The following is an 18,662-nucleotide window of genomic DNA, read 5'->3' on the forward strand; positions in this document are numbered from 1 at the left end:
TGGCCGCCGGGGGCGCGGTGCCACTGCGGCGCGATCCGGGGGCCCGGACCGTCGGCGGCGGGGGCTGGAGCAGGTGCGGGAGCGGGCTTCGCGGAGGTCGCGGCAGGTACGACCGGTGGGACGGGGTGGGGCAGCCGGGCGGCCCGGCCGGCCATGGCGCGGTACCACTGCTCGGCCTGCTCGTTCTCGTCACCGGCGCCGTCGGACGGGCCCGGCTTCGGGCGCGATCCCCAGCCGAGGTCGTTGCGGGGCCCGGGCGGGCGGGTGCGCGGCTCGGCGGGACCCTCGTGGAACTCGTCCAGGGTGTCGAGCAGCTCGCCCAGATCGGCGTGGTGCGGCTCGGCCGTGTCCAGGCTGTTGCAGGGCTCGGCGGGATCGCGGGGAGCGTCGCCCTTGCGGGTCAGGTCGGCCCAGACCAGCAGGCCGGGCCCGTGCTCCTGGGCGCCCCAGGCGTGACAGAGGGCTTCGACGAGGAGCAGTCCCCTCCCGTGCTCCTCCTCGGGGCGCTGCGGGGAGGGATGGGGCTCGCCCGGCGCGCATCCCTCGTCACGCACGGCTATGCGGACCAGGTCGTCGCCGTCGTGCAGCTCGCAGACGACGACGTCGCTCGCGGTGTGCACGATCGCGTTGGTGACCAGCTCGGATATGACCAGGGCGGCGGTGTCACAGGTGTCCTCGCACACCGACCAGCCGGTCAGCCGGGCCCTCGTCAGGCGTCTGGCCTGGGCGGGGGAACCCGGATGGGCGGCCAGCTCGAATCGGAACCGGCGCTCGGCAGCGGCCTGGTCTGGGCCTGCTCCCGCGCTGGCACCGAGACCCTGGGGGCGGCCTGCGGCGGCGTCTGTTCCTAAGGGCGCGGACGGAATCACGCTTGCCACTATCGCCCCGCCGTGAACACTTGGCAAGTGTCACTCTGAAAAATGCAGAGTGCTGTGTGACGCGGTGGGGGGCCGTGGCACACTGCTCGCAACAGCACGTTGAACGGCGCCAATTGGGACCGTCGAAGATCCGTACAGACACGTACGGACCTTCGGATGGATCTTCGAGCGGCGCCGTAGGGCTGTCGGGATTCTTTCGGCACTCTTTTTCGTGACCGGCCTGGTCAAGGCTCGCGCGGCCCCCGCGTGACCGGCCCGGCTCTTCGTGGAGGTGGAGCGTGAGCGAACCGCGGTCCGCGCCGACGGTCGGACAGGTCGTCCTCGGTCGGCGCCTGCTGGACCTGCGGGAACGCGCCGGGATCAAGCGCGAGGAAGCCGCCCGCATCCTGCGCGTCGCGCCCGCCACGGTCCGTCGTATGGAGATGGCCGAGGTCAGCCTCAAGATCCCGTACCTCCAGCTCCTGCTGAAGGCCTACGGGGTCACCGACGAGGAGGCCGAGGGTTTCGTCCAGCTCGCCGAGGACGCGAACAAGCCCGGCTGGTGGCAGCGGTTCCACGACGTCCTGCCCGGCTGGTTCTCGATGCACGTCAGCCTCGAGGGCGCCGCCGCCCTGATCCGCCAGTACGAGCCCCACTTCGTGCCCGGCCTGCTCCAGACCAAGGACTACGCCCGCGGGGTCCTGAAGTCCGGCGCCATCGGCCAGACCCGCCCGGAGGACATCGAGCGCCTCGTCGACCTGCGCATACAACGCCAGGATCTGCTCACCCGTCAGGACGCGCCCAGGCTGTGGGTCGTGATGGACGAGACGGTGCTGCGTCGCCCGGTCGGCGGCCCGGAGGTGATGCGCGCGCAGATCGACACCCTGCTCGAAGCCGCGAAGCTGCCCAACGTGACGTTGCAGATCGCCCCGTTCGAGAACGGGCCGCATCCGGGCACGTACGGGCCCTTCGTGCTGTTCCGATTCGCCATGCCGGAGCTTCCGGACATGGTCTACAGCGAGTACCTGACCGGCGCCGTCTACCTCGACGCCCGCACCGAGGTGGCGACCCACCTCGAGGTCATGGACCGCATGGCGGCGCAGGCCGCTACGGCACATCGCACGAAGGAGATCCTCCGGGATCTCCGCAAGGAGTTGTGAATGAATCACATCAGGACCCAGTCCAGGCCGCGGATCCGCGCTCAGCGGATCTACAACGGCATGCCCGCCCGGGAACTGGGCAGCGAGGGCTGGCACAAGCCGTGGAGCGGCGGCAACGGAGGCAACTGCCTGGAAGCGATGAAGCTCGCCGACGGCCGGATCGCCGTCCGCCAGTCCACCGACCCCGACGGGCCGGCGCTGATCTACACCTCCGACGAGATGACGGCCTTCATCGAGGGCGCCAAGGCGGGGGAGGCGGACTTCCTGCTGTCCTGAACGGACCTGTCTGGCACTTTTTGCTCAGCTCACTCCCCACCCGCCACTCCCCATCTCCGCTCACCCCTCCTTGTCTTCCTCGACTCCCTTGATTTGGTAATGACTTGAACACCATCCGCGTCACATGCTTACGGAGTGCCTCATGACCGGGCAGGACCCCACCGAAGCCGTCGAGCTCGACACCGGGAAACCCCGTCCCGCCCGGACGTACGACCGGTACCTCGGCGGGAAGGACGACCACCCGGTCGACGAGCGGGGGTACCGCACCCGCCGTTGAGCCAGTGGGGGAGGGCCGGCAGATGCTCGCCTCCGACCCGCGCGTGCCGGTGATGGCAGGAGCCGACCGGGCCTTCACGCACCGCTCGACCCGCCGGCGGCCCAGAACGGCGTACGGCGGATCCTGGAAGTCCCGCGAGGCGTTCCCCCGCTTCTTCGACGGACTCGACCTGGTCGAAGCCCGCGTCGCGGTGGTCCCCGAGCGGCACCCGAGCTCGGCGAACCGGTGCCGGGACAGGACGACTGCGTGATCCCGGGCTGCGGGGCGGTGGGCCGCAAGCGCCGAGACCGACTCCGCCCTCCGCGCCGCCACGGCTCCCGGCGGCGCGGACGCCCCGCGGCGCGCTTCATCCGGGGGCGGGCTCCCGTCGCGCGTCGGGAGGCGGGAGGATCCGGCACAGCGCGTCCAGCGCCGCCCCGTAGGCGTGCTCCGGCGGTGTCGCGTAGCCGACGACGAGTCCCTCCTCCGGCGCCATGTCGGTCGCCGGATGCCGGAAGGCCGCCAGGCCGTCCAGGGCGACGCCCTGCCAGGCGGCCGCCTTGACCGCGGACCGCTCGGTGCCGGGCGGCAGCCGCAGCACCGCGTGGAGCCCCGCCGCGACCCCGGTGACCTCGACGTGCGGCGCCTGCGCGGCCAGCGCCTCGACCAGCCGGTCCCGGCGACCGCGGTACCGCTGCCGCATCCGCCGTACATGACGGTCGTACGCCCCGGACACGATGAGGTCGGCCAGGCTCAGCTGGTCCAGGACGCTCGCCCAGGCCTCCCGCTCGCCCTTGGCCGCGAGGACGCCGTCCACATACCGCCCGGGCAGCACCATCCAGCCCAGGCGCAGCGCGGGCGACAGGCTCTTGCTGACCGAGCCGAGGTAGATCACCCGCTCGGGATCGAGCCCCTGAACGGCGCCGACGGGCTTGCGGTCGTAGCGGAACTCCCCGTCGTAGTCGTCCTCGAGGAGGACCCCGCCTCGCGCCCGTGCCCAGTCGATCACGGCGGTCCTGCGGCTCGCGTGCAGGGGACCGCCGGTCGGGAACTGGTGCGCGGGGGTGAGCAGCACGGCCCGCTCGCGATCCAGCCGGTCCACGCGGGCCCCGTCGGCGTCCAGGGGGAGGGGCGTCGTCCGCACGCCCGCCGCCGTCAGCAACCCCCGGTGGAAGTCCAGGCCGTACGCCTCCACGGCCAGCGGACCGCGCGGGAGCCCGCCGCCCGGGCCGAACAGGAGCCGCAGCGCGTGGGCGAAGCCCGAGCAGATCACGATGCGTCCGGGCTCGGTGCGCACACCACGCGCGCGTGCCAGGTACTCGGTGAGGGCCTCACGCAGTTCGCGGCGGCCGGCGGGGTCACCGGGACCGAACACCTCGTTGGGTGCCTGCTGGAGGGCCCGCCGGTAGGAGGCCAGCCAGGCCGCGCGCGGGAACGACGACGCGTCCGGGGTGCCCTGCCGCAGGTCGTGACGGGGGCCACGCGTGCGTGCCGGTGCCTTGACGGGCGTGCGCTCGGCCGGCCGCAGGGGTTCGCTCCGGTCGGCGACCCGCGTGCCCGATCCCTGCCGTGCCGTCAGCCAGCCCTCCGCGACGAGCTCCGCGTACGCGTCGGCGACCGTGTTGCGGGCCACGCCGAGGTCGGCGGCGAGTGAACGGTACGGCGGCAGCCGGGTGCCGGGAGGCAGACGCCCGCCGCGCACGGCCTCGCGCAGCGCCCGGACCAGGGCGGCCCGCCGACCGCCGGGACCGGTCGGCTCCACATGCAGGTCGACACCGATCCGCTCCGCGGAATTGACCCACGAATCCACCATGGAAATGCACCCTACAGGGGGTCTTTTTGGCCCGTAGGTTGAGAGACATGACGACAGACATGGCGACGAACACGACGAACACGACGACGAACTCGACGACGGGCAGGACCGGCGCCGAGGTGGCGGCGACGCCGGCCGGACATCCCCGCCTCGACTTCGGGAAGACCGCCGGCAAGGCGTTCCGCGCCCTCGTCGGCTTCGACGCCGCCGCCCGCGAGGGCCTCGACCCGGCACTCGTCGAACTGATCCAGATCCGCGCCTCGCACCTCAACCACTGCGCCTACTGCCTCCACATGCACACGAGCGACGCCCGCAAGGCCGGCGAGAGCGAGGAGCGGCTGCACATGGTCGCCGTCTGGCGCGAGGCCCGCCACTTCTTCACCGAGAAGGAGCAGGCGGCCCTGGCCCTCACGGAGGCCGTCACACTGGTGGCCGACGGCGGCGTCCCGGACGACGTCTACGCCGAGGCCGCCGCGCGCTTCGACGAGCGGGAGCTGGCACAGGTACTGGCCCTGATCTGCGCGATCAACACCTGGAACCGGGTTGCCCTGGCGACGGCAAAAGTGGCCGGGACGGACCAGCGCCGCTGACGAGCGGGCCGGATGCCGCCTGGACGCCCGACTCCCGGGCGCCAGGCGGGTCCGGTTCCTCACGGCGCCCGGTGGACCCCGTCCTGCGGGCGCCGGGCCCGGTCCTCCGAACGCCCGGTCCGGCACCCCGGATGCCCGGTCCGGTCCCCCGGGGCCCGGGGCGGCCGCCGAACGTCTGGTTCCGGCTGTGCCGTCCAGGACTAGGTGCTCATCGGGCGGTCGTACGGGCCGATCGGCGCCGGCAGCCGTGAACTCCCCATCAGATGGCGGTCGACGGCCGACGCCACCGCCCGCCCCTCCGCGATGGCCCACACGATCAGGGACTGGCCGCGCGCCGCGTCCCCCGCCGCGAAGACGCCGGGGACGTTCGTCGCGAAGTCGCCGTCCCGCGCGATCGTGCCGCGCGGCTCCAGTGTCAGCCCCAGCTGCTCGACGAGCCCGTCCTCCCGGTCGGGCCCGGAGAAGCCGAGTGCGAGCAGCACGAGGTCGGCCGGGAGTGCCCGCGCGGTGCCCTCCACCGGCCTCCGCCGCGCGTCGACCTCGACCAGGTGCAGCGACCGCACGTGGCCGGCCCCGTCGCCGGTGAAGCGGAGCGTGGACGCCGCGAACAGCCGTGCGTCCGCGTCCGCCGCGGGCGCGGACTCCAGATCACGCGCCTCCTCGTGCGCCGCCGAGAGCCGGTAGATCTTCGGATACGTCGGCCAGGGGTCGGTGTCCTCGTCGCGCTCCGGACCGGGCTGCGCGTAGATGTCCAGCTGGGTCACGGACGCGGCGCCCTCGCGCACCGCCGTGCCCAGACAGTCGGCGCCGGTGTCGCCGCCGCCGACGATGACGACATGCTTCCCCGCGGCGGACATCGGGGACGACTCCAGGTCCCCCTCGCCCACCCGGTTGGCCAGCGGCAGATACTCCATGGCCTGCTGTATGCCGGTCAACTCACGTCCTGGCACGTGCAGTTCACGCCAGTCGGTCGCCCCGGTCGCGATCACCACGGCGTCGTACCGTACCCGCAGATCCGCGGCCATGACGTCCCGCCCGATGGTGGTCGAGGTGCGGAACTTCGTGCCCTCGGCCCGCATCTGCTCGATCCGCCGCTCCAGATGGCGCTTCTCCAACTTGAAGGAGGGGATCCCGTACCTCATCAGGCCGCCGATCCGGTCGTCCTTCTCGTACACGGCGACCGTGTGTCCGGCCCGGGTCAACTGCTGTGCCGCGGCCAGCCCGGTGGGCCCGGAACCGATCACCGCGACCGTCCTGCCGGACAGCCGGTCCGGCGGCCGCGGCGGTGTGAGCCCGTCCGCCCAGGCCCGGTCGGCGATGGCGGCCTCGACGTTCTTGATGGTGACGGCTGGCTGGTTGATGGCGAGGACACATCCGGCTTCGCACGGCGCCGGGCACAACAGGCCGGTGAACTCGGGGAAGTTGTTCGTCGCGTGCAGCCGGTCGCTCGCCGCCCGCCAGTCCTCCCGGGAGACCAGGTCGTTCCACTCGGGGATCAGGTTGCCGAGCGGACAGGCGTCGTGGCAGAACGGGACGCCGCAGTCCATGCAGCGGTCGGCCTGCCTGCTGACGATGGGCAGCAGTGCCCCGGGGACGTACACCTCGTCCCAGTCCCGCACCCGCTCCTCGACCGGCCGCCGGGGCCAGTCCTCGCGGGGCGTGGTCATGAATCCCTTGGGATCGGCCATGGGCGTCTTCCTCGCGTACGCGTACGGCAGGCCGAGCGTCATCGGGCGGCACTCTTTCGGCCACGATACGTCGCGTCGGTAACCCCCGCAGAGTGGCGGACAGCGCTTTCCGCGGTGGATGTCCGGCGCCCCGCCGGGCGTCCGGGTCCGTCAGACCAGGGCCAGGACGTACACGACCGCCGAGGCCGCGGACGCGACCGCGCGCACATGGTTCCACCGCGTCCACTGACGCAGATAGGCGGGCCAGTACGCGGCGGCCTCCGGGGTGCCCGGTCCCAGCTTCGACAGTGCCTCGTTGCGCGGCACGTTGGCCGTCACGGTCACCCCGAACGCGCCGCACAGATAGAGCGCGCTGCCCAGCAGCAGGTGGACCGTCCCGTCGTCGGGCCACAGCACGAAGGTCACCACGGCGATCACCGCGCACACCGCCGCCGCACCGAGGAACAGGACCATGAACGCCGGTGTCGTCGCCGAGGAGTTGATCGCGTTCATCGCCGCGACGCCCTGCGCGGGCGGCAGCGCGGCGAGTCCCCGCATGACCAGGACCGAGAAGGCGCAGAAGACCCCGGCCATCAGTCCCGTGGTCAGGGTGCCCACCATCGCGAGCACCTCGTAGGGTCCATCGATCATGACAACGTCAGCTCCCACCCGTAGAGCGGAGATCCTGCCGGGGTCCGTCCCCCACCTCAAGTGAAATCCCGCTGATGATCGATGACCATGGCCGAAACACGCGAGGACATGTGCCGACGTCCATCAGGTGGTCGTCCACCGGGCGGTCGTCCGTGCTGTCGTCCGCGCTAGGGCGCCGCCTCGTTCGTCGCGTCCGCTCCCACGCGCCACATCCGTAGCCGGGCCTCCACGTCCGCCGCGATCCGCCGGCGTGCCTCGTGCCGGGGCACCCCGTTCATCAGCAGCCGGTCGTACGGCGTGTCCAGATGCCGTACGGACGCCACGACCGCGGAGACGACGGCCCCCTCGGACAACGCCCGCCCGGCGGCGCTGCGCCCCACCCGGCCGCTGCCCCGCAGCGAGGCGTGCGCGGCGATCCTGCGCGCCCGGTCTCCAGGACAACCGGGAAGCAGCCGCAGGATCTCCGCCGCGAACGCCCGGGTGAAATCCTCGTCCTGGGCCGCCCGGCGCCGCGCGTCCCGGGTCCGGCGCCGCCGCCGCGCCTCGGCGTCCGCCAGGCACCGCTCCTCCGCACGCGTGAGCGCCGCCTCCTCGACCAGGACGCCCTGGCGCTCGTAACGCCCCTTGCGCCGGTTGAACCGGACCACCACCGCCGACAGCCCGCTCTCCTCCCGCGACCTGCGGGTCAGCGCCGTGTCACCGCGCGGCAGGAACACCAGGTGCCCCAGATCCGCGCAGGCGAGGCAGCGCGGCGCGGCGTCCTCCAGGACCAGCATCGGCAGCGGCCCGCGACGGCACCCGGCGCAGTACTTGCGCCGGAGCGGCTGGACGACGAGAAGTCCGGCGCGGGGGGCGGGTGAGGGCGAGGGGGAGGGAACGGCGAGGGCTGCGACTGCCATAGGGCCTTCATTCCCCCTGGTGGACGCGACAGCACCTGGTCAACGGCCCCTGGGCGGAGGGGAAGTGGCCGGGGCCGGTGCGTGGGGGAGTGACCGACGGGCAGCGCGGGAGGGCGCGGCCGACGGGTGCGTGAGGGGCACGGCCGACGGGCACCTGGTGGCGGGACCGTGGCCGACGACGGCGGGCGAGGGCCGCCGACCGTGAGGGGCCGAGGCGGCCGGATCGGCGCCTGGCGCATCATGGGCCGTGTGCGACTCGAAGCGATCACCTGGGAACGGCTCGGCGAGCTCCTCGCCGAACGGCTGCTCGACCTGAAGCCCGACGAGGGCGTGCGTCGGCCGCGCGTCGCCTTCGACGGCGCGCCGGCCGCCCGCCCCGGAGAGCTCGCCGAGCGGGTCGCCGAGGCCCTGCGCGGCCGCGGCCGCCCCTCCCGGGTCGTCGACACCCACGGCTTCCTGCGCCCCGCCTCCCTCCGGCTGGAGTACGGCCATCACGACGCGGACGCCTACTACGACGGCTGGTTCGACACCGGCGCCCTGTGGCGCGAGGTGTTCGACCCCCTCGAACCCGGCGGTGACGGACGGATCCTGCCCGATCTCCGGGACCCCGTCACCGACCGCGCCACCCGCAGCCCCTACGTCCCCCTGCCGCCCGGCGGCTTCCTGCTGCTGCACGGCCCCCTTCTGCTGCGGCACTGGTTCCCCTTCGACCTGACCGTCCACGTACACCTCTCCGCGCATGCCTTGCGGCGGCGTACCCCCGAAGCAGACCACTGGACGCTGCCCGCCTTCGAGCGGTACGTCCAGGAGACCGATCCGGCCGCCGCGGCCGATGTCCTCGTCCGCGCGGACGACCCCCGCCATCCGGCCTGGGGCGGCTGATCCCCCGCCCGTCGGGCGGGTCGTGCTCCCGGGTGCGGGGGCATGGGAGCGCGGCAAGAATGGGGGGCACCGGGACCAGCGGTGCCCTTCCCGCGCCGCGCCGGCCGTCCGGCACCGGGAGGTATGTCATGACCACCGCCGGAGACATCATGCACCGAGGCGTCCAGTGGATCCCCGCCGGGGAAACCCTCGACCGCGCCGCCCAGTTGATGCGCGAACTGAACGTCGGCGCGCTGCCCATCAGCGACGAGAACGAGCGGCTCTGCGGGATCCTCACCGACCGGGACATCGTGGTCGGCTGCGTGGCCATGGGGCACGACCCCGCCGCGGTCACCGCCGGTGAGATGGCCCAGGGCACACCGCGCTGGATCGACGCGGGCGCCGACGTCGGCGAGGTGCTCCACGAGATGCAGGAACACCGGATCCGCCGGCTGCCCGTCATCGAGAACAAGCGCCTGGTGGGCATGATCAGTGAGGCCGACCTCGCCCGGAACCTGCCCGAGGAGCAGATCGCCACCTGGGCCGAGACCATCTACGCCAGGTCCGGACCCGACCGGCCCTGACAAGGACGCCCCGGCCACCCCGGCCGCGGCAGTTGCTCAGAGCCAGCCGTTGCGCCGGAAGCCGCGGTACAGGACGCAGCAGGCGACGGATATCACGCCGATGACCGCCGGGTAGCCGAACCTCCAGTGCAGCTCCGGCATGTGGTCGAAGTTCATGCCGTAGACCCCGCAGACCATCGTCGGCACGGCGATCACCGCGGCCCAGGCCGTGATCTTCCGCATGTCCTCGTTCTGCGCGACCGTGACCTGTGCCAGGTGTGCCTGGAGGATCGAGTTGAGCAGCTCGTCGAAGGCGGCGATCTGTTCCGTGGCGCGCAGCAGATGGTCGGAGACGTCCCGGAAGTAGGCCTGTATCTCCGGATCGATCACCCGGACCGGCCGGTCCGCGAGGTCCAGCAGCGGACGGGCGAGCGGCACCACCGCCCGCTTCAGTTCGAGCAGCTCACGCTTGAGCTGGTAGATGCGGCCCGGGTCCGTCCGCGCGCCGTCCGCCGCGAAGACGTCCGTCTCGACCTTGTCGATGTCCTCCTGCACGGCGTCGATGACATTGAGGTAGTCGTCCACCACATGGTCCGCGATCGCGTGCAGCACCGCCGACGGCCCCTTGTCCAGCTGGGTCGTGTCGGACTCCAGCTCTTCACGCAGCGGGCCGAGCGACCCGTGTCGGCCGTGGCGCACCGTGATCACGAAGTCCCGGCCGACGAACACCATGATCTCGCCGGTGTCGACCACCTCGCTGGTCGCCGTGAGCTCCTCGTGCTCGACGTAACAGACCGTCTTGAACACCGCGAACAGGGTCTCCCCGTACCGCTCTACCTTCGGCCGCTGATGGGCCTCGACGGCGTCCTCGACGGCCAGCGGGTGCAGGTCGAACAGCTCGGCGATACCCGCGAACTCGTCGTTCGTCGGCTCGTGCAGGCCGAGCCACACGAAACCGTGACCGTGTTTGCGCACCCGTTCCACGGTGTCGACCAGATCGCCGCCGTGCGGGGCCCGGACGCCGTCCCGGTAGGCCACGCAGTTCACCACCGAGGAACCCAGCGGGGACCGGGCAGGGTGGCTCAGGTCGACCCGCGGCCGTCGCCGGGCCAGCCGCGCCACCCTGCGCAGGCCGCCGACCCCTCCGAAGCCGGTGACCTTCCGCAGATTCCCCGCCATGGTCATCTGGGTCTCCTTGCGTGTATCTCCGCGGACCGCGTTCCCGCGTCCTGGCGCGTCAGTCTGCCAGTCCCGCGTATGCCGCGGGTAAGCCTGTGGACAGGGCAGGTTCCGCTGTGTTCCCGCCTGTGGACGACGGCTGCCCCGCGCCGTCCGCGAGACCGGTGGCCGACCGTACCCGGTACGGGTTCCCGGTGCCGCCGACCGCATCCGGGCCGGGCTGTCCCCTGCCGTCGTCCCGGCCGCGTCGACCACCTCCGGCGAGCGGGACAACTGGGATGATCGCCGCATGACGCGATCCGACGGGTACCTCCTGGACAACCGGCAGCCCGAGGCGGGGGAACGCTTCGACGCCTTCGCCGCCCTCTTCGACGCCACGACGTTCCGCCACTTCGAGGCGCTGGGGGTCGGACCCGGCTGGCGCTGCTGGGAGGCCGGCGCCGGCGGCACCTCCGTGGTGTCCTGGCTGGCGAAGAAGGTCGGTCCGACGGGCAAGGTCCTCGCGACCGACATCGACACCTCCCTTCTGACGCCGGTCGCCCGCCCGCCGGTCGACGTGCGCGTCCACGACCTCGGCACGGAGCAACCGCCGATGGAGGGCTTCGACCTGGTGCACGCGCGGCTCGTGCTGGTCCACGTACCGGACCGGGAGCGCGCGCTGCGGGCGATGGTCAAGGCGCTGCGACCCGGAGGACGGCTCCTGATCGAGGACGGCGACCCCGCCCTCCAGCCCCTGCTCTGCCCCGACGAACACGGCCCCGAGCAGCAGCTGGCGAACCGTCTGCGGCACGGCTTCCGCACGCTCCTGGCCGGCCGGGGCGCCGACCTCTCCTACGGTCGTAAGCTCCCGCGTCTGCTCCGCGAGGCCGGGCTGCACCGGGTCGAGGCCGACGCCTACTTCCCCGTCACCTCGCACGCCTGCGCGGTTCTGGAGTCCGCGACGGTCCGCCAGATCCGCGGCGAACTCGTCGAGGCGGGGCTCGCGACCGACGAGGACATCGACCGGCATCTGGCGAACGTCGCCTCCGGAGGCATGGACCTGGCGACGGCGCCGATGATCTCGGCGTGGGGACGCAAGGCGTAGAAGGCGTCGACCGACAACGCAAGGCGTCGACCGACAACGCAAGGCGTCTGCGGGCAACGCAAGGCCTCTGCGGGCAACGCAGGGCGGGGAAGGCGTCGGCGGGCAGTACTCGCGGGCCGCGTACAGGGCGGGAGCGGGCCGACGGCGGGAGCCCGCCCGGCGTGCCCTCAGCCGGCGTGGGCCCGGTACGTCGTCGACACGGCGTCGTCGCTTCGCGCGGGAGGCCTGCCGCCCACCCGCTCCACCGCCCGGGCCCCCGCCAGGCACCCCTCGGCCGCCGCGGCTCCCGCATCGGCGCCCGCGAGCAGGGCGGCGAGGAACGCGCCCGTGAAGGCGTCGCCTGCGCCCGTGGTGTCCAGGGGCGTGGCCGGAGCGGCGGGGACGCGTTCGAGCACCGCGCCGTCACGGGCGACGAGCGCGCCGTCGGCACCCTCCTTGCACACCACCAGCGGGACCAGGCGGCTCAGCGCGGCCGCCGCGCCCGCCCCGTCGGGCAACCCGGTCAGCAGACAGGCCTCTCCTCGGCTGGGCAGCAGCACGTCCACTCCCTCGACGAGGGACAGGAAGCGGTCGACGCCCAGGTCCACCAGGAAGCCCGCCGACGCCGGATCGAGGCTCACCGGCACCCCGCGCGCGCGTGCCGCCGCCGACGCCGTGCCCACCAGTGCGCGCCCGGAATCCGAGAACAACAGGTAACCCGACAGGTGCAGTCGGCCGACCCCGTCCAGGAGAGCGTCCGACCAGTCGCCCGGGTCGAGCCGCAGGGACGCGCCGCTGTCGGTGAGGAACGTCCGCTCGGCCGCGGCCCCGGTGTCGACCAGGCAGATGACCGTCCCGGTGGTCGCCTCCGGGTCGACGACGAGCCGGGGCCGCACTCCGCAGGCGGTCAGCTCCCGCTCGTGCCAGGCCGCCGACTCCGCGCCCACCCGGCCGAGGAGCCGTACGTCCGCACACCCCCAGTGCGCGGCCCAGCACGCCACGTTGGCGCCCGCACCGCCCGGCAGGGTCCGGATCACGGAGGCCGTGTCCGTGCCCGGTGCCAGCGGGCCCCGATGCCGGGCGACGACATCCGTCACGACGTCTCCGACGACGAGCAGGGCCCCGCCCGCCCCGGGCCACGACCCCGGATCCGCATCCCGGAACGGTTCGCCGGGGCCGCCGGGGCCGCCGTCCGTCCCGTGCGGTCGCGCGGTCATGCCTCGGTCCACGCCGTCGCGATCCGCGCGGCCAGCCGCACATTGCCGCGCACCGCCGCCAGGTTGGCGTCCAGGGACGCGCCGTCGGTGTGCCGGACCAGGTAGTCGAGCAGGAACGGCGTGACGCCCTGGCCGGTGACGCCGGCCTCCTCGCACGCGTGCAGCGCGTCGGCGAGCACACGCGCGTGCAGCCCGGGATCCAGCTGCTCCTCCTCGGGCACCGGATTGGCGACGATCAGCGCGGAGTCCGGTACGCCGAGCGCGTCCTGAGCCCGCATCACGTCGGCCACCTGCCCCGGGCTCCGCAGCGTCCAGTCCACGGGATGCCCCGAGTCGGACAGATAGAACCCGGGGAAGCGCTCGGTGTCGTACCCGGCGACGGCGACGCCCAGCGTCTCCAGCCGCTGAAGGGTCGCCGGCACGTCCAGGATCGACTTCACCCCCGCGCACACCACCGTGATCCGGGTGCTCGCCAGCAGGCCGAGGTCGGCCGACTCGTCCTGGGTGACCGTCCACTCCCGGTGCACCCCGCCGAGCCCGCCCGTCGCGAAGACCCGCACCCCCGCGAGCGCCGCCAGCAGTGCCGTGGCCGAGACGGTGGTCGCTCCGCTCGCCCCCGAGGCCACGGCGAGCGGCAGGTCGCGATGGCCCAGCTTGCGGAAGCCGTCCTCGTTGGCGACCCGGTCCAGCTGCTCCTTGTCCAGGCCCACGTGGGGCCGCCCGTCCAGCACGGCGATCGTCGCCGGCACGGCGCCCTGCGCGCGTACGACCGCCTCCAGCTCCAGCGCCACCTGGAGGTTGCGCGGGCGGGGCAGCCCGTGCGAGATGATCGTGGATTCCAGGGCCACCACGGGTTGACGCGCGTCGACCGCGTCCCGCACCTCTTCCGACACCACCAGCACCACGCGCCCGCCTCCTGTCCGTCGGTCTCCCCTCCATCTCTGGCGGGCGGCGCGCCCGGTCAAACCCTTGCGGGCTGTGGGGCAGGACACCAGCCTGGGACGTATGACGGAGAACACGACACGTCTCGACCATGTCGTCCTGTGGGTACGGGACCCGATCGCCGCAGCCGACTTCTACGAGAAGGCCGTCGGCCTGGAACCCGTACGGCTCCCCGAGTTCGCGGCCGGGGAGGAACCGTTTCCCTCCGTGCGCGTCAACGAGGAGACACTTCTCGACCTGATGCCGTCGGCGATGGCCGAGCGGATGAGGATGCTTCCCGGCGCCGCCGACAGCGCGGGACACCCCGTGAACCACGTCTGTCTCGCCCTGCCGCAGGGCGACTTCGACACGCTGCTCGCCCGTCTGACGGAGCGCGCCGTGCCCGTGTCGGACGTCTCGCGGGGCTCCTTCGGCGCCCGCGGCGCGGCCACGCGCAGCTTCTACTTCCGCGATCCGGACGGCAACGTCGTCGAGGCACGGCACTACGACTGAGCACCCAGGCCGGACGCGCCCAGGACTCCCGCACCGGCACCGGACGCGCCCGGGACCGGCGCTGACGCACCCACTCCGGCCGGGCTTACGACCGTCGTACGCCCGGCGGGCTGTCCGCCGCCGCCCCGCCGGCCGTCCCGGCCCCGTCCGCGTTCCGGCTCCTGCTCCCGATCCGGGTGAACAGCACCAGGGCGGCCAGCGGAACGAGCAGGACGGCCGCGGCGACGTTGAGCCACGCGTAGCTCGCCTGCGCGACGATCAGCCCGGCGATCGCTCCGCCGAACCCCGCCGAGGTGTTCATCGTCAGGTCGGAGAGCCCCTGGGCGGCGGCCCGCGCGGACTGCGGCACCGCGTCCGTCAGCAGCGCGGAACCCGACACGAGCCCGGCCGACCAGCCCAGCCCGAGCACGAAGAGCCCGGCGGCGGTCTGCCCGTGGCTGCCGCCCGCCGTCCCCGCCACGAACAGCGCGACGGCCAGCAGTCCGGCCGCGAGTCCGACCACGGAGAGCCGTCCCACCCGGTCGGCCAGCCGTCTCATCAGCGGCGCGAACGCGTACATGCCCGCGATGTGCCCGCTGATGACCAGCCCGATCAGATCGACGCTCGCGCCGTGGTGGGTGAGGTCGAGCGGGGTCATCGACATGACCGAGACCATCGCCGTGTGCGACACGGCCACCGTCACGAGCGCCAGTCGCGCGCGGGGCGAGGCGGCGACGGCCGTCAGACCGGCACGCAGGGAACGGGCCTGCGGGGACCGTTCCTCCGGCGGCGCGAGCGCGCGGGCCGTCAGCAGCGGGTCGGGGCGCAGCAGCACGGCCACCAGGACCGCGGCCACGACGAAGATGCCGGCCGCCCACAGGAAGGGGCCCGCCGTCGCGGGTATCCCGAGTCCGAGCCCGGTGACGCTCCGGCCGGCGGGCGCGGCGATGTTCGGGCCCAGGACCGCGCCGATGGTGGTCGCCCACACGACGTGCGAGATGGCCCGGGCACGCCGCTGCGGTTCGGCCAGGTCGGCGGCGGCGAACCGGGCCTGGAGGTTCGCCGAGGAGGCCGCGCCGAAAGCGGCCATGCCGCACAGCATCAGCGGATAGTTCCCGGCCCGCGCCGCCACCACGACGCCACAGGCCCCCAGGGCGCCCACCAGATAGGCAAGGACCAGCCCCGGCCGGCGCCCGCGCGCGGTCATCAACGCGGCCATAGGTATCGACAGCACGGCGGTGCCGGCGACGGTGGCGGTGGGTGCGAGTCCGGACAGCGCCTCGGTGCCGCTGACCTCCCGGGCCAGTACGACGGACAGCGCGATACCGGTGGCGACGCCGAGCCCGCCGAGGATCTGGCTCGCGACCAGCACCGCGGTCGTGCGGCGCCGCAGCGCGGGCAGGAGCGCGGCGTCCACGGGCACGGCGGCGCGCTCGACGGCGGTCACGGACCGCACCGGACCGTCGCGCGGCCGTGGCGACGGCCGGGAGATGTGGTCACCGGCGCAGTGTCCCCTCAGAACAGCGGCTCGGGTAGTACCCCTTCGAGCGCGAGCAGCTTCCGCTTGGTCTCCAGACCGCCCCCGAACCCGCCGATGCCGCCGTCGCTCTCCACCACCCGGTGGCAGGGCACCACGACCGGCAGCGGATTGGCGCCCATCGCCACCCCCACCGCCTGCGCCGCCCGCGGCTGACCCACCCGCCCGGCGAGATCGCCGTAGCCGACCACCGCCCCGTACGGGACGCCGGACGCGAGTTCGCGGAGCACCTGCCGGTTGAAGCCCGAGATCAGGGACCAGTCCAAGGGCAGCTCGAAGGCCCGCCGCTCCCCGGCGAAGTAGGCGTCGACCTGGCGTATCGCCTCGGCCAGCAGCGGGGAGTCGGGCGCCTCCACAGGCTCCGTGCCCAGGCGGGCCGCGAGCCGGCCGAGCGCCTGGTCGCGTACCGCGCCGTCGGCGTGGAACACGACGTTGAGCAGCCCTTCGCCGGTCGCGGCCAGCAACAGCGGACCGATGCCGGTGTCGACGACGGCCCACACGACCCGCTGCTCGTCCTGCCCATGGCTGTCCATGCGCCCACGGTACGGCCTGCCACCGACAACGCCCCGGGGCCGCGGCACGGGCCCACTCCCGCACCGGCGTCCCGGGGCCGTCGGGCGTCAGTAGCCGTACAGGGTCCGCCGCACCACGTCGGGCTTGTTGGTGATCACGCCGTCGACGTCGTACCCGGCGACGGCCTGGGCGGTCGCCGGGTCGTCGACGGTCCAGGCGAAGACCTTCAGCGGCTTGTCGTGCGGTCCGGTGAGCGCGTGCACGGCGGATACGTACGCGGGGGACAGGGACGCGTACGACGGGTTGATCAGGTCGGCGAAGACCGCGTACCGGGGCAGGTCCGCGAGGGCGGGCATCCCGAGCAGGCCGGTCCGCACCTCCGGTTCGAGGTCGTGGACGGTCCGCAGGCTGTCGGCGCTGAAGCTCTGCACGACCAGCCGGCTCGTGAGATGCCGCCGGTCCAGCCAGCCCTCGTTGCCCAGCAGCTTGAGGGTCTGCTGCTCGATCCCCGGATACAGCTCGGGGTTCTTGACCTCCAGCAGCAGCTTCTGGTGGTGCTGTTCGACCCGGTCGAGATACTCCTCCAGCGTCGGCACGCGCGCGCCCGCGTAGGAGGCCCCGAACCAGCTCCCCGCGTCGAGCCGCGCTATCTCGGCCGCCGTGAAGTCCCGCACCTTCCACGGTGCCCGGTCGGGAAAGACCTCCTCGGCGTCGGTCGTGCGGCGCAGACTGTCGTCGTGGATCACGACGAGCTCGCCGTCCTTGGTGCGCTGGACGTCGTTCTCCACCCACAGGACGCCCAGCGCGGCCGCCTCGTCGACGGCGGCCAGGGTGTTCTCGGGGGCACGGGCGGAGGCTCCCCGGTGGGCGATCACCGACGGCCGGAAGGCGCTGCCCGCCCGGGCGTCGTGAACGGGGAGCAGGAGGGCGACGATGCCCAGGACGGCGGCGGTCGTGGCGGCAACTACGCGCGCGTGCATGCGTACTCCTCGCGTCGGGCCATCACCTACAGCTCAACAGTGACAGCACAGTGTCGACAGCAGAGGGTCGACGACGGAGGGAGTGCAGGATGACCACAGGAGGGAAGGAGTGGCCGGAGGCCGCTCACCGGTGCCGCACATGTGCGGCAAGGGCGTGTTTCTTTGTTGGAAAATCGTTCGACCATTCCGGTGGGAGTCATACTCTCTCTCAGCCTTGACCGCGCTCAGCGGTCCTGGGGAGGGGCACCTTTCAGGAAAATCAAGCACCAGGGCGAAGGGCAACCGCGCATGCAAGGCACGGTCGACGGTTTCAGCTACGGACTCGTCACACCGCTGGTGGCCTACCTCATGGCCTGCCTCGGCGGCGCTCTCGGTCTGCGCTGCACCACCAGAGCCCTGCTCGTGGCCCAGTCCTGGCGCCCGGGATGGCTGGCCCTCGGCTCGGCGGCGATCGGCTCCGGCATCTGGACCATGCACTTCATCGCGATGATCGGCTTCACGGTCGACGGAGCCCCGATCCACTACGACAAACCGATGACCTACGCGAGCCTGGGCGTCGCGATCGTCATGGTGGGTGTGGGGATCTTCATAGTCGGCTACCGGGGAGCGAAGGGAACGGCGCTGTTCACCGGGGGCACCATCACCGGCCTGGGCATCGCGTCGATGCACTACCTGGGCATGGCCGGAATGCGCTTCAACGGCAGTCTGCAGTACAACACCTTCACCGTCGCCACCTCCGTCGCCATCGCCATGGCCGCCGCCACCGCCGCCCTGTGGGCCGCGGGACAGGTCAGGGGCTTCCTGTGGAGCGTGGGCGCCAGCCTGATCATGGGACTGGCCGTCACCGGCATGCACTACACCGGCATGGCGGCCCTGAGCGTCCATCTGCACACGGGCGCCCCGACCGCGGGCGATTCTCCCGCCGCCCTCCTCGCGCCGATGCTGATCGGTCCCCTCGCCTTCCTCTGCCTCGCGGGCGTCGTCGTGATGTTCGACCCGCTGATGGTCATGGGCAAGCCCGACTGGACCCCCGCCGATCACAAACCCGGCGTCCCGGCGCACCCGCCCGCCCCGCACCCGTCGCGCCGCTCCGAGCTCCGCGGCCGCCGGAAGGTGACGCACCGCGAGTCCCGGACCCCGCAGAACCGCTGACTCCCGGCCCCGCGC

At 72.9% G+C, this 18,662-nt stretch carries 20 protein-coding genes and 1 pseudogene; 10 read left to right on the forward strand and 11 right to left on the reverse strand.

Going from position 1 to position 18,662, the window contains the following annotated elements:
* Positions 1-365: 365 nt before the first annotated feature.
* Positions 366-905, reverse strand: a pseudogene (locus OG440_RS28220) (ATP-binding protein); the annotation flags it as partial.
* A gap of 251 nt (positions 906-1,156) precedes the next feature.
* Here OG440_RS28220 and OG440_RS28225 point away from each other — a divergent pair.
* The 4 genes from OG440_RS28225 to OG440_RS28240 all read left to right on the forward strand — a co-directional run bounded on the left by OG440_RS28225 (position 1,157) and on the right by OG440_RS28240 (position 2,820).
* Positions 1,157-2,017 carry a helix-turn-helix transcriptional regulator gene (locus tag OG440_RS28225; RefSeq protein WP_406009586.1) on the forward strand — a complete coding sequence of 287 codons (861 nt, stop codon included), beginning with the start codon at positions 1,157-1,159 and terminating at the stop codon, positions 2,015-2,017.
* The gene (locus OG440_RS28230; protein ID WP_307162710.1) at positions 2,018-2,293 is read left to right on the forward strand and encodes a DUF397 domain-containing protein; all 276 of its coding nucleotides are present in this window, start codon (positions 2,018-2,020) and stop codon (positions 2,291-2,293) included.
* A gap of 142 nt (positions 2,294-2,435) precedes the next feature.
* The gene (locus OG440_RS28235) at positions 2,436-2,570 is read left to right on the forward strand and encodes an SAM-dependent methyltransferase (RefSeq protein ID WP_406009587.1); all 135 of its coding nucleotides are present in this window, start codon (positions 2,436-2,438) and stop codon (positions 2,568-2,570) included.
* A gap of 22 nt (positions 2,571-2,592) precedes the next feature.
* On the forward strand, positions 2,593-2,820 hold the full coding sequence (locus tag OG440_RS28240) for a hypothetical protein (RefSeq protein ID WP_406009588.1): 228 nt from the start codon (positions 2,593-2,595) through the stop codon (positions 2,818-2,820).
* A 96-nt stretch (positions 2,821-2,916) separates the two neighbouring features.
* Here the strand turns inward: OG440_RS28240 and OG440_RS28245 are convergent, their stop codons facing one another.
* On the reverse strand, positions 2,917-4,362 hold the full coding sequence (locus tag OG440_RS28245; protein ID WP_406009589.1) for a PLP-dependent aminotransferase family protein: 1,446 nt from the start codon (positions 4,360-4,362) through the stop codon (positions 2,917-2,919).
* A gap of 59 nt (positions 4,363-4,421) precedes the next feature.
* Here OG440_RS28245 and OG440_RS28250 point away from each other — a divergent pair, with 59 nt between their 5' ends.
* Positions 4,422-4,952 (forward strand): carboxymuconolactone decarboxylase family protein, encoded by a 531-nt coding sequence (locus tag OG440_RS28250; RefSeq protein WP_406011478.1) that lies wholly within the window; start codon positions 4,422-4,424, stop codon positions 4,950-4,952.
* A 200-nt stretch (positions 4,953-5,152) separates the two neighbouring features.
* Here the strand turns inward: OG440_RS28250 and OG440_RS28255 are convergent, their stop codons facing one another.
* From OG440_RS28255 to OG440_RS28265, 3 genes are all read right to left on the reverse strand, one after another.
* On the reverse strand, positions 5,153-6,640 hold the full coding sequence (locus tag OG440_RS28255; protein ID WP_406011479.1) for a glutamate synthase subunit beta: 1,488 nt from the start codon (positions 6,638-6,640) through the stop codon (positions 5,153-5,155).
* Between the two features lie 150 nt (positions 6,641-6,790).
* Entirely contained in the window at positions 6,791-7,270 is a 480-nt protein-coding gene (locus OG440_RS28260; protein WP_406009590.1) for a DUF1772 domain-containing protein, read from the reverse strand.
* Positions 7,271-7,437: 167 nt separating this feature from the next.
* Complete coding sequence (locus OG440_RS28265) at positions 7,438-8,169, reverse strand: DUF2293 domain-containing protein (RefSeq protein ID WP_406009591.1); 732 nt, start codon at positions 8,167-8,169, stop codon at positions 7,438-7,440.
* Positions 8,170-8,409: 240 nt separating this feature from the next.
* On the opposite strand from OG440_RS28265, the gene OG440_RS28270 reads away from it, so the two are divergent.
* Both OG440_RS28270 and OG440_RS28275 read left to right on the forward strand, forming a co-directional pair.
* Positions 8,410-9,051 carry a uridine kinase gene (locus OG440_RS28270; protein ID WP_406011480.1) on the forward strand — a complete coding sequence of 214 codons (642 nt, stop codon included), beginning with the start codon at positions 8,410-8,412 and terminating at the stop codon, positions 9,049-9,051.
* Positions 9,052-9,179: 128 nt separating this feature from the next.
* The gene (locus OG440_RS28275; protein WP_406009592.1) at positions 9,180-9,614 is read left to right on the forward strand and encodes a CBS domain-containing protein; all 435 of its coding nucleotides are present in this window, start codon (positions 9,180-9,182) and stop codon (positions 9,612-9,614) included.
* 36 nt (positions 9,615-9,650) lie between these two features.
* Here the strand turns inward: OG440_RS28275 and OG440_RS28280 are convergent, their stop codons facing one another.
* A complete protein-coding gene (locus OG440_RS28280; protein WP_406009593.1) occupies positions 9,651-10,778 on the reverse strand; it encodes a magnesium and cobalt transport protein CorA in 1,128 nt (375 codons plus the stop codon).
* A gap of 283 nt (positions 10,779-11,061) precedes the next feature.
* Between OG440_RS28280 and OG440_RS28285 the strand changes: the two genes are divergently transcribed.
* A complete protein-coding gene (locus tag OG440_RS28285) occupies positions 11,062-11,856 on the forward strand; it encodes a methyltransferase (protein ID WP_406009594.1) in 795 nt (264 codons plus the stop codon).
* 167 nt (positions 11,857-12,023) lie between these two features.
* Here the strand turns inward: OG440_RS28285 and OG440_RS28290 are convergent, their stop codons facing one another.
* Both OG440_RS28290 and OG440_RS28295 read right to left on the reverse strand, forming a co-directional pair.
* Positions 12,024-13,052, reverse strand: a complete 1,029-nt coding sequence (locus OG440_RS28290) for a carbohydrate kinase family protein (protein WP_406009595.1) — start codon at positions 13,050-13,052, stop codon at positions 12,024-12,026.
* Complete coding sequence (locus OG440_RS28295; RefSeq protein WP_406009596.1) at positions 13,049-13,957, reverse strand: pseudouridine-5'-phosphate glycosidase; 909 nt, start codon at positions 13,955-13,957, stop codon at positions 13,049-13,051. The genes OG440_RS28290 and OG440_RS28295 overlap by 4 nt, the downstream gene beginning before the upstream one ends.
* Before the next feature lie 100 nt (positions 13,958-14,057).
* Here OG440_RS28295 and OG440_RS28300 point away from each other — a divergent pair, with 100 nt between their 5' ends.
* Positions 14,058-14,486: a VOC family protein gene (locus OG440_RS28300; protein WP_406009597.1), complete on the forward strand. Its 429-nt coding sequence runs from the start codon at positions 14,058-14,060 to the stop codon at positions 14,484-14,486.
* An 85-nt stretch (positions 14,487-14,571) separates the two neighbouring features.
* Here the strand turns inward: OG440_RS28300 and OG440_RS28305 are convergent, their stop codons facing one another.
* The 3 genes from OG440_RS28305 to OG440_RS28315 form a co-directional block, all read right to left on the reverse strand.
* On the reverse strand, positions 14,572-15,912 hold the full coding sequence (locus tag OG440_RS28305) for an MFS transporter (RefSeq protein WP_406009598.1): 1,341 nt from the start codon (positions 15,910-15,912) through the stop codon (positions 14,572-14,574).
* 68 nt (positions 15,913-15,980) lie between these two features.
* Positions 15,981-16,535, reverse strand: coding sequence for a methylated-DNA--[protein]-cysteine S-methyltransferase (locus OG440_RS28310; protein WP_406009599.1), 555 nt, complete (start codon positions 16,533-16,535; stop codon positions 15,981-15,983).
* 87 nt (positions 16,536-16,622) lie between these two features.
* Complete coding sequence (locus OG440_RS28315; RefSeq protein WP_406009600.1) at positions 16,623-17,495, reverse strand: glycerophosphodiester phosphodiesterase; 873 nt, start codon at positions 17,493-17,495, stop codon at positions 16,623-16,625.
* A gap of 288 nt (positions 17,496-17,783) precedes the next feature.
* Between OG440_RS28315 and OG440_RS28320 the strand changes: the two genes are divergently transcribed.
* Positions 17,784-18,647: an MHYT domain-containing protein gene (locus OG440_RS28320; RefSeq protein ID WP_406009601.1), complete on the forward strand. Its 864-nt coding sequence runs from the start codon at positions 17,784-17,786 to the stop codon at positions 18,645-18,647.
* Positions 18,648-18,662: the final 15 nt, after the last annotated feature.

The organism is Streptomyces sp. NBC_00637 (genome assembly GCF_045161545.1).
Taxonomy (GTDB): Bacteria; Actinomycetota; Actinomycetes; order Streptomycetales; family Streptomycetaceae; genus Streptomyces.